Source organism: Brucella sp. NBRC 12953 (assembly GCF_040369775.1).
Classification (GTDB): Bacteria; Pseudomonadota; Alphaproteobacteria; order Rhizobiales; family Rhizobiaceae; genus Brucella; species Brucella pseudogrignonensis.
This window is the reverse complement of record NZ_BAABSV010000004.1, coordinates 535572-544954: the sequence shown is the minus strand read 5'-3', so window position 1 is coordinate 544954 and position 9383 is coordinate 535572. Positions and strand designations below refer to the sequence as shown.

Here is a 9383-nt window from a genome sequence, read left to right as displayed (position 1 = left end):
TGGTAGCTGTACGGCTTGTGCAAGCTCCATGGAGCAGCCCGTTTGAGCTAAAATCGATAATCAATCGATTTTTGAGCGCTCTCAACTCTTCAACATTATAACCTGAACCGTGAGGAGCATAGTAATCCATCCGCTATCGATGACCCGACAAACGGCAAAAAGCATCACACCCAACCAAATCTCTAATACCCAAATAAAATCAAAAAGCCCGGTGCATAAGCAGCCGGGCTTTTGCCGTTTCTGATAGATGATGAAGAAGGCTAAAGGGCAGGCCAACATAAGTCAGCCATGCTGCTTACATGCTGGGGCACCGGCTGGCCTCACAGAACAAGGCAAACTCAACCGTCCATAAACACAACGCGGCGCTTTTGAAAAAGTGGCTTTGAAACTCTATACTAAGCCAACTAGTAAGCTCGTAACAGGAAAATAGCCGATGAAGCTTCTATCTATTGGGTTAGCCATTATGCTCGCTGTCTCGCTTGGGTTTCCAGCATATGCCGAAGTGCGCTTTGGCAAGAATGTGCGCGTCGGTGGTCATGATTTCTCCAATCAGACCTTTAACAGCAAACGGCGGGGCAAGGTTTATCTCTACGAAGGTAAGCCCCGCAACGAAGGTTGTGTCTGGCGAAAAGGCAAGAATGGCGAGCGCGTGAAAGTCTGCCATCTGCAGACGAAGAAGAAGCGGAAGTGATCTATGCAGTTTAAGATCGGAGAGCATGCGCGCTGCTGGTTATGAAGGTAGCTAGCCCTTCGTTCGTTTAGTTTTCCCGTTCGGCAAGCACCGCCTTATGCATCGAATAATGCCTTTAGAGCTGATGAGACCTACGCTTGGCAACTTTCGTATGAGCGGTTCTGCGTTGGTGAGGTTTTCGGCGTGGCGTAATCATAAATGCGAACGGACGGTGCGATCGCATCGCTATCTGCATCAAAGCAGATAAGCATCGAGCCGTTATTATAAAAGCCCGAGAGATCATTGATTTGGGCAAATGGCTCGAGATGCTAACCCGGAAATTTCAGCAACATGGATCAATAGCAAGACAGAGATGGCGCGGTATTGCTCGTGATGAGCTTCATGGAGAAAGATCACACCATCCATTGGTGATTAGCCACATTCAAATAGCTCTGCGGAAAAGGGAAATTCCCAGGCAAGATTGGGGCTATCGGATATGTAGGTCTTCAGCGTTGATACCCCGAGATCGATAGTATCGGTTGGAAGCTATGTTGCGGTTAGAACTCGCTAGAAAATATGGACCGAGTATGAGGGGGAATACGAACCTTAGATAAGGTTGTTACGCCTGAAATAAGAATGTTTGAATATCGAGTTGAAGATATTTCTGGCGGAGAGAGCGGCCTCTTACGTGCAAGTAGAATTGAGTTAAGCCATTGAAAAATAAGTTCGAATAATTACTCGAACGCCAAACTGCGTATCATTTTGTGTACCAATTTTGAGGTACACTAAACTTTGGATTTAAACAGGACTTTCCAAAGCTGTGAATGCAAACCGCCTGACGATATCTGTTTCTAAGTTGTGTGGTATTGTGATTCGGCGTTCTTGTTGGGGGATTTTAAATGCAAGCTCGTTTCGAGATGACTGTAGGACGGGAAACTTTAAGCTCAATTCTAGCTGATTTTCCCTTAGACAGTGTTTATTGGAATGAAGCACAGAACAGATTCCAGTTTATCGATCGACTGCTGATCGAATGCCTCGGATGGGATCAGAATAATATTAAAGTTGAAGTTATAGATGATGCTGGTGGCAGGTCAGATTACCACCTTGGACAGCCGATACGAGCTGTTCTAGAAGCAAAACGCGAAGCACGAACATTTGATTTTTTACCCGGGGTGAAGCCCGGACAAGCCAGAAAACTTCGCCCACTCGTAGAGGGATGTCCGATACTTGATAGCGCGGTGAAACAGGTCGTTCCGTATTGTGCGATGAATGGTGCCCAAGTTGCAGTAGTATGCAACGGCCCACAAATGGTAATATTTCAATCTCAAATTCACGGGATGTCGCCCCTTGACGGAGAAGCATTTATTTTCAACGGACTACATCAGTATAGAGATAATTTTTCTTTACTGTGGAAATTACTCTCTCCAGAAGGCGTTGCTGAAAATAGAGCCTACCGCGATCTAACCAATATCAGAAATCCTCGGGTTCCTCCCAAAGCGATTACATCCATTGGCGATCCAATGGCATATCGTTACCGAAGTGACTTTCAGGAGAATCTTCGCGCACTGGCCTCGGTACTGTTGGACAGTGTTGAAGATAATAACGAAGTGAAGTCTGATTTCTATCGAGAGTGCTATGTTCCGATGGATGCAAACAACAGACATCTTCTCTTGAGCAAGAATATAATTGATGCTCGATATAGGCGCGTAAGTGATAATGGAATATCACCGGCCAAGTTAAATACTAAAGTTATAGAAGGAAAAGTCTCAGTTGATGATGCATTGGTGACTGGCTCGTTTGGCCGTAAACCGATAGTAGTGATTGGTGATGTGGGAGTTGGTAAAACATCTTTTTTTGAAAATCTTTTTGAACAGCTCGATGAGAAGCAAAAGAAACTAACTTATTACTTGCACATAAATCTCGGGGAACAGGCAACTCTCTCAAAGGACGTCAAGACGTTTATTCTATCTCGTTTGCCAGATATCCTAAAATCTCATTATGGAGTTAATATTGATGATTTGGGCCTCGTCAAAAAGATATACAAGGATGAGCTTGACGATTTCGATAGAAGCGTCTCAGGCGCATTAAAGGATGTAAGCATAGTTGAATACGAGAGAGAAAAGATAAAATTTTTACAAGAGAAAATGGCAGATCGAGGCCGCCATATTCAGCTTTCGTTTTCTTTTTTATCAAAGAGGCAGAATAAGCAGATAATAATTGTAATTGATAATGCAGATCAAAGATCATTTGAAGTGCAGCAGGAAGCTTTCCTGATCGCGCAAGAACTATCGTCCGAGCAAAGTGCTCTGGTGTTTGTTGCTTTAAGGCCGAGCACTTTCTATCAGTCGAAGCTCACAGGTGCGTTGTCGGGATACAAGAACCGTGTTCTGACGATTTCGCCACCACCTGCGGATGAAGTTATAAGGAAGCGCGTTACATTTGCAGTAAGAATTGCTGAAGGAAAAACTGCAGCTCCTGTTCTATCGGGCGTGCATTTGAATATACAAAGTATTGTTCTATTCCTGACAGCATCTCTTCGTTCAATAAAGTCAAATCCTCGAATACAGATGTTTCTTAGTAATATAACAGGTGGAAATACAAGGTTAATTATAGAATTATTCACGGGATTTTGCGGCAGTCCAAACGTAGAATCGGAAAGAATTGTTTCTATTGAACGAGAACAGGGAAATTATCAAGTACCATTGCATGAGTTTACCAAGCATGCTCTGTTAGGAGAGTATGCGCATTTTAATCCTGTTTCGTCTCTAGTTGGTTTTAACTTATATGATGTTAGCCTTCCAGATCCAAGAGAGCACTTCTTGTCCACTTTGATTGTGGCGTACATCAGTTCACCAATGGGTAGAAAGGATAATGACGGATTTGTTACAGGCGAAGAAATCCTTATTGAGATGGTTCGTCAGAATTTTGTTGATGAACAAATTCGATTTGCACTCAGGCGCTTAGCAAAGAAGCGGCTTATTGAAACTCCGCACGGGCATTACAGAGAATTGTCTGTACCTGATGATGAGATTCCTGACAAATTTCAGTTCCGAGCAACGTCTATTGGGCTTTATCATATCCGTCAGTGGGCGGGTTCATTTGCGTTTTTGGATGCGACATCCATTGATACGCCGGTCTTTGACGAAGACGTTAGGAATATTATTTTCGATAACTCTAATTCGTTCAGTATCAGTGATCGATACAAACGCGCGGATAGTTTCAAGCAGTATCTTGAAAGTCAGTGGCACATTGCAAATTTCCAACAGAATTATTATGACTTGATTCCAGTATTTGCCACGGAACGTTATTCATTCCAGTCAGTTAGCGATCATATACTGAAGAGAAAGAATGGTTCAGACAAGCAAAGAGGTTGGAGCCAAAGACGTAGGTTTTGAGGTCGATATAAATTTTATTTTAGAAGCAGTCGATAAAGGATTCCCGACTGCTTCTTTTAAATTTCTATTCTATTGAAAATTGTATTCTTTGATCAAGTATCTTCATTTCTTCCACGACTTGTTTTTTCTGTTTGCTGTACATGATGGCTACCACAAGAACGAGTGGCAGAAACAGCAGAGCAAAAATCAGCAGGGTTAGCCAGAACAGAAAGTTGGTGCCAATCTTTCCATCATAGATGTATCTGACCTGATCGCCCTTGATGTTGACATCAAGCTTGCCTTTGAAAGATGCGATTGGGTTGAACACTGATGTTTTGACCCGGCCCGAGATTAGCAATCCTGTTGGGCTTGGTTTCGTTTTGATTTTGTTGAATGTGCTGGATAGCTCTTTGATAAATACCTTTTCAAATTCTGCTGCTGTATCGATCTGATCTGTCTGGATTTTGCCTGATACTGAAAAGTCGCTCATGTCTGTCTTCCTGATTGGCGTTGGTTAGGTTGTCGATCTTCTTTTGTGTGGAACCCGAGGTGGTGGCCTAGGTCGCACTTGTTCCCTGTCAGCTTTCTCAAGCTGATCTGATGATTTGAGTGATGTTGATTTTGGGCTGGCTAGCTACACTGTCTCAGTGCTTGAGCAACGGTTTGCTCGGTTGCCTTGTACCTTCTGTAATCGATGCCATTCACTTTTGACCTGACTTCGATTTCGGAATCGGGCTTGAGCAAATTCTCAAAGGTGAAGGCGAAATACTTTTCTGCATCTTCACTCTCCAGTGAGCTTTCAACTTTGGCGAGGGCGCATACACAGGTGTCGCGCGCATGATGCCGAAACTTGTCATCCAGAACGCGCATTTCGTTGCTGGATAGGTCAACTCTTCGATCGCGCAGATCTTCCTGATTAAGGGCGATCATTGTCTGCTCACACATTTCAAAAGGCTTCTTGATGAAAGGTGAGTGGCTTTCCATCTCAGACAGTTTGGCTGTCAGCTCTTTAAAGCTCGAATTAAATTCGTTCTCGGCTGGGTTGCTGGCAGCAGGTGGCGTCTCGCCCGCCTGTGGGCTGCTCTGGCCGTTCTGGACGCCATCCTGATGGCGTTCTCTGAGCTGCTTTATATACCATTGAGGGATATGGCATGGGAATGAACGGCACACGAAGCCGCCATTCTGTTTGGTTTCAGCTGTCGCCTGTTGTTTTTGTGCCGGTTGCGGTTTTTCTGGTGCAGGCATTAAGGAAGATGCGGAGTTTGAGTTGGAGCTCGTTGTGGATTGTGCCGCTTGAAGCCAGTGTTCGCGATATTCCTGTGTGGTTGCTGGCAGCACTTTGCCAGTGAATGAGCAGGTCTCGGCAACCGGGATTAGGTCTTTGGCTTCTGACCAGTTTCCTGATGCAGCGGCAGATTTCATAGAGTGGTACAGATTATATCTGCATTCAGAAATCAGCCGGTCATAGTCGGGATTGCCTTTCGGATTTTTCATCGAACGCAGCAGCAGCGCTGTCTCATAGGCGGTGATGATGAAATCCTTATAATCGGCCTGACCATCTTGAGCCGCTGCTGGAGAAATCGGCCCTTGAGCAAAAAACGAGCTGGTGAGGAGGAGTGCGAATGCGCAACTCAGCTTGCGATTTCTATGTATTTTCAATTCAGGTCCTCCCACATGCGAGCCGAGATCATTTTCTGCTCGTTTCCGATGGCGTTGGCATAAATGGATGTGATTTCGATTGCTGAATGTCCCATCCATCTTGAAAGAAGGTTGAGAGGCACACCGGATGAAATGGCATTGACTCCATATCCATGCCTTAAGCCCTTGGGGGAGGTGTGTGGGCCTTCCGAAATTCCGGCATCCTGCATGACAGATTTGATGTAACGCCAGCCGGTCGCACGCGACCAGGGCCAGAGCTTGCGATCCAGCTTTCCCGGTCTGCGGATATGATGAACCAGCTCAAGTGTGTTGATGAGCTGTGCCGGAACCGGCACTGACCGATAAACGCCGGATCGTCTTTTCTTAAGCGTCTCGAACACGACCGTCTCATTTTCGAGATCAACCCGGTCAACCGTCAGGTTGAGGGCTTCCGAAATTCTGCATCCGGTATAATGCAGTGTTTCGCAGAAGGATCGGACAGCGCCGGGTGCCTTGGCTGCTGATTTAAGGAAAGCCTGACGTTCCGAGGCAGTCAGATAAAGCCTCTTTCCGCTTGGATCATTGATCATGGCAAAGCGTCTCCACTTGGTTTTGAAACACTTTATCGAGTGGTGATGAGTGCGTACGCGGCAGATATGACTGCGGCTGGCAAGAATGTGCTGAAATGAGCAGTTTTGAAGCCGCATGAAAAAGCAGCCTCTCACACGGCGGCAGTAGCCGACACGCTGTTATAAAGGGATGTGCTGTTCGTTCCATTTAGGCCCCCTGAAACCGAATATACAATTCGGTCTCGGGCTTGAGCCTGGGATTGAGCATTCAAAGAAAAATGAAAAAGAAATCGTCCGCTTTTTGTTTAAACAATTCTTCTAGGAAGTGTTTCAAAAACCTTGCAAAATCAGGGGTTGCGAGCCCAAAAAGATGTGATACAAGCGAAAAAACGAAACAGAATTGTATATTCTGTTTCAAAGGCATTCAGCTCAAAATTCATAGTTTTCTATGCGTTTAAGTGCGCAAACAGTTTAGTTTAGAAAATCAAATAATCTTACATTATTTTAATAGTTTAAGTGGATACAACGATAAGTGAATTAATAGCAATTATTACAGGTTGTCTTGGCTATTGATATTTTATCTAATTATCTTATCATAGTCCGTGATAGGCAGTGAATAACTTCCTTACCGGCGAGATAATTGAGCTTAATTTCTTGATAGTTTGTAGTGTTTGGAGGGTGACCCTCGTGTACAAATGTATGCCTCCAAGTAATAACATTATTATAAGCGGATTTCGGGCTATTTCCATGAGTGCGCACATATGCGTCATCAGCCGCATCGAGGTTCTTTTTAAAACGAATTAAATATTTGTCCCCAAATGATTTTACATGCTCTTTGCGTAAATCTTCTAATTTTATTTTTCCATTTAAACGGAAAAAGCGAGCACGTGTTACGTTACCCAGAACGCTGTGTTTTTTATCTGCGAAGCCGTAGAATATGTCTTTGATAGCAAGTTCGTAGGCTGTTACTGCTGAAGTTGCAATGAAGCCAATATATCGCCCCTGAACGAAGGGGTCGGCTATACCGGCCATCATTGGATCCAGATGAGCAAGATAGTCTTCGACCTGTAAAAAGCGTTCAGTGTATGACATTAAGATATCAGATACCTGTGCGCGAGTGTTAATCTCGTAGAAACTTCTTTCGGGTCACTGGTGTTAAAGAAAATGGCAGACCGATATTCTTCGTCTTTCAATAGGTCTGTAAAACGCTTTTGCAAGTTGTTTTGAATTTTGTTTGGATTACGGATTAATACAGCTAACACAGAGTCCAACGCCGCGAGATTCAAGGGACCGCGAACATGGAAAGGTTTTTCGCCTAATTCCTTGACTATTAATTCGGTTACTTGCTCAAAACGCTCGATAAAAGTAGCAACTTTTGACTGTCCATTACCTTTAATGTGGTTCTTCATTTGCGCATTGAGGAACTCTTTCATAGGCTTTTCGTAATCGTTGCCACGTTCTGCCATCGCGAATACACGTAATATCATCTCCACATCACGCTGGTGTTTGTCTAGCTGTTTTTTGCCTAAGATAATGCGCCAGTCCCGGTCCTCATTAAGCTGGTGGAGGTCATCCACAAGTTTTCCGTGGAAAACGCAGTTGCGAATTTCCTGAGGTCGAAGCGGAGTGCCACCCGTATTCAGGCGCTCAAAAATATGGTACATGCTAGTAGACTGATTAAATGGCGCTAATTGTCTGATGTTTACCGCTCTCAGAACCGCACCCTTCAGTCTACGTTGATCCTGATTGGACAGATCCTGGAACCTCTTTCCATTATATGGGCTGCCCTTGGAAAGCCCCGTTAAGCGAAATACAGCTCGGCGCCCTTGAAGGTTCTCAGTGCCGAAGTACCCTTCAAAGAAGAAAATTACACTCAGGATGCGCTGCTGGCCATCAATCACAAGATTTTTGTTTTCTTGATCTATATAGAAAAAGAGTTGTGGGACAGGAAGTCCAAGTAAAAAAGATTCTATAAGTAGGCTCGATTGCTTAATATTCCATACAAAATTTCTTTGAAATGAAGGTATTGTGATATCTTTATCATGCCACATCTGATGGATGAGGGACAGTGTGAGATCCGATGGGTAAGTTGCTATGTCGAATTCTACATGCGTATCAAGTTCTTCGTCCAATTCGATTTCAATCTCGATTTCGTCATCTAGCTTATCAGGCATATACTGATCCCTTGAATTTTTTACACATTAACTGCGTTCTGAAGCAAGAACCAGAGATGAAACACGTTTTTCACATGAGACTTAATGTCTATAGACGCGCCAATAGCATTCAGTTTCGTGTATCGGGTATGAATAGTGATCTGTTCAGGAGCGCAAATTCACGTAAACGCTTGTTTTCTAACTGAGGCGTAATCTTCATTGCTCTTATTTTTGGCCTTTTGCTTACAAGGTATAGAGTGCAGTAGTTTATAACGTTTTGATTGGTTTTCTTTAGTATGGCTATTGCGAGTAAAATGGATAATTTTTAGCATCCACAGTAGGATAGGCTTCCAGCAAAACGGTATGCCTTGGGCTTGATTGCTGTTCTCTGGCATATTTGGATGCGTAGGTCAGCATTGGCTCAATTCCTCTGCTATCATCCTTAAACTGGTTAATGTCGATCTTGGATATGATCTGGTCCCTGAATTGTTTGGCTTTCAAAGACAGAAGATGATTTTCAAATTCATCCTGATTGTTTGGATGGACCAGAAGACAGGCATGAATATGTGGTGTCTGAAACACTGTTGCAGCAGCACCTTGAGCGGTGCCTTCAACATCCAGACAGGCCACAGCAAAAGGTTGATATTTGAGTTTATTTCCTGCCCTTGGCCCCATAACGGTTCTGACAGCATCCAGATACCAGAGCCTGAAGGATTCAAATATTGGTCTGGAGTTATAAATTGACTTTGCATCTTTAGCTGCAAACAATCCGGTTCTGAATTGCATTGTTATGAAATATAGATTTTTCTCAAAATGAGCCTGTTGGTATTTTAGATTTGGATCATTAAAATCAAATCTGAATTTTTCCATAAAGAGATCATCAAGCCATTGATCATGACTAGAGTTAATTAGTGATCTGCCTGTCGGCAGATATCCATAAATGGATGGATTCTGTATGTTCATTATAATAGTACTTTCA

General features: G+C 43.7%; 8 protein-coding genes. 2 read left to right on the top strand and 6 right to left on the bottom strand.

Annotated features, from left to right (window positions below):
- Positions 1-433: 433 nt before the first annotated feature.
- Together ABWV94_RS12880 and ABWV94_RS12875 are read left to right on the top strand one after the other, a co-directional pair.
- Positions 434-691, top strand: coding sequence for a hypothetical protein (locus ABWV94_RS12880; RefSeq protein WP_007876479.1), 258 nt, complete (start codon positions 434-436; stop codon positions 689-691).
- 878 nt (positions 692-1569) lie between these two features.
- On the top strand, positions 1570-4065 hold the full coding sequence (locus ABWV94_RS12875) for a hypothetical protein (protein WP_353413750.1): 2496 nt from the start codon (positions 1570-1572) through the stop codon (positions 4063-4065).
- Positions 4066-4129: 64 nt separating this feature from the next.
- Here ABWV94_RS12875 and ABWV94_RS12870 read toward each other — a convergent pair whose 3' ends face one another.
- The 6 genes from ABWV94_RS12870 to ABWV94_RS12845 all read right to left on the bottom strand — a co-directional run bounded on the left by ABWV94_RS12870 (position 4130) and on the right by ABWV94_RS12845 (position 9367).
- Positions 4130-4534 carry a hypothetical protein gene (locus tag ABWV94_RS12870; protein ID WP_094543245.1) on the bottom strand — a complete coding sequence of 135 codons (405 nt, stop codon included), beginning with the start codon at positions 4532-4534 and terminating at the stop codon, positions 4130-4132.
- 140 nt (positions 4535-4674) lie between these two features.
- Positions 4675-5703, bottom strand: a complete 1029-nt coding sequence (locus tag ABWV94_RS12865) for a hypothetical protein (RefSeq protein ID WP_353413748.1) — start codon at positions 5701-5703, stop codon at positions 4675-4677.
- Complete coding sequence (locus tag ABWV94_RS12860; protein WP_353413746.1) at positions 5700-6272, bottom strand: tyrosine-type recombinase/integrase; 573 nt, start codon at positions 6270-6272, stop codon at positions 5700-5702. Before ABWV94_RS12860 ends, ABWV94_RS12865 begins: the two co-directional genes overlap by 4 nt.
- Positions 6273-6836: 564 nt before the next feature.
- Positions 6837-7343, bottom strand: coding sequence for a HEPN domain-containing protein (locus ABWV94_RS12855; RefSeq protein ID WP_353413744.1), 507 nt, complete (start codon positions 7341-7343; stop codon positions 6837-6839).
- Positions 7343-8425: a GmrSD restriction endonuclease domain-containing protein gene (locus ABWV94_RS12850; RefSeq protein WP_353413742.1), complete on the bottom strand. Its 1083-nt coding sequence runs from the start codon at positions 8423-8425 to the stop codon at positions 7343-7345. Before ABWV94_RS12850 ends, ABWV94_RS12855 begins: the two co-directional genes overlap by 1 nt.
- A 279-nt stretch (positions 8426-8704) precedes the next feature.
- On the bottom strand, positions 8705-9367 hold the full coding sequence (locus ABWV94_RS12845; protein ID WP_353413740.1) for a hypothetical protein: 663 nt from the start codon (positions 9365-9367) through the stop codon (positions 8705-8707).
- Between the last annotated feature and the right edge of the window lie 16 nt (positions 9368-9383).

Coding starts and splice junctions, on each gene's coding strand:
- ABWV94_RS12875 (WP_353413750.1), top strand. CDS start 1,570: ATGCAAGCTCGTTTCGAGATGACTGTAGGACGGGAAACTTTAAGCTCA.
- ABWV94_RS12880 (WP_007876479.1), top strand. CDS start 434: ATGAAGCTTCTATCTATTGGGTTAGCCATTATGCTCGCTGTCTCGCTT.
- ABWV94_RS12860 (WP_353413746.1), bottom strand. CDS start 6,272: ATGATCAATGATCCAAGCGGAAAGAGGCTTTATCTGACTGCCTCGGAA.
- ABWV94_RS12850 (WP_353413742.1), bottom strand. CDS start 8,425: ATGCCTGATAAGCTAGATGACGAAATCGAGATTGAAATCGAATTGGAC.
- ABWV94_RS12845 (WP_353413740.1), bottom strand. CDS start 9,367: ATGAACATACAGAATCCATCCATTTATGGATATCTGCCGACAGGCAGA.
- ABWV94_RS12855 (WP_353413744.1), bottom strand. CDS start 7,343: ATGTCATACACTGAACGCTTTTTACAGGTCGAAGACTATCTTGCTCAT.
- ABWV94_RS12870 (WP_094543245.1), bottom strand. CDS start 4,534: ATGAGCGACTTTTCAGTATCAGGCAAAATCCAGACAGATCAGATCGAT.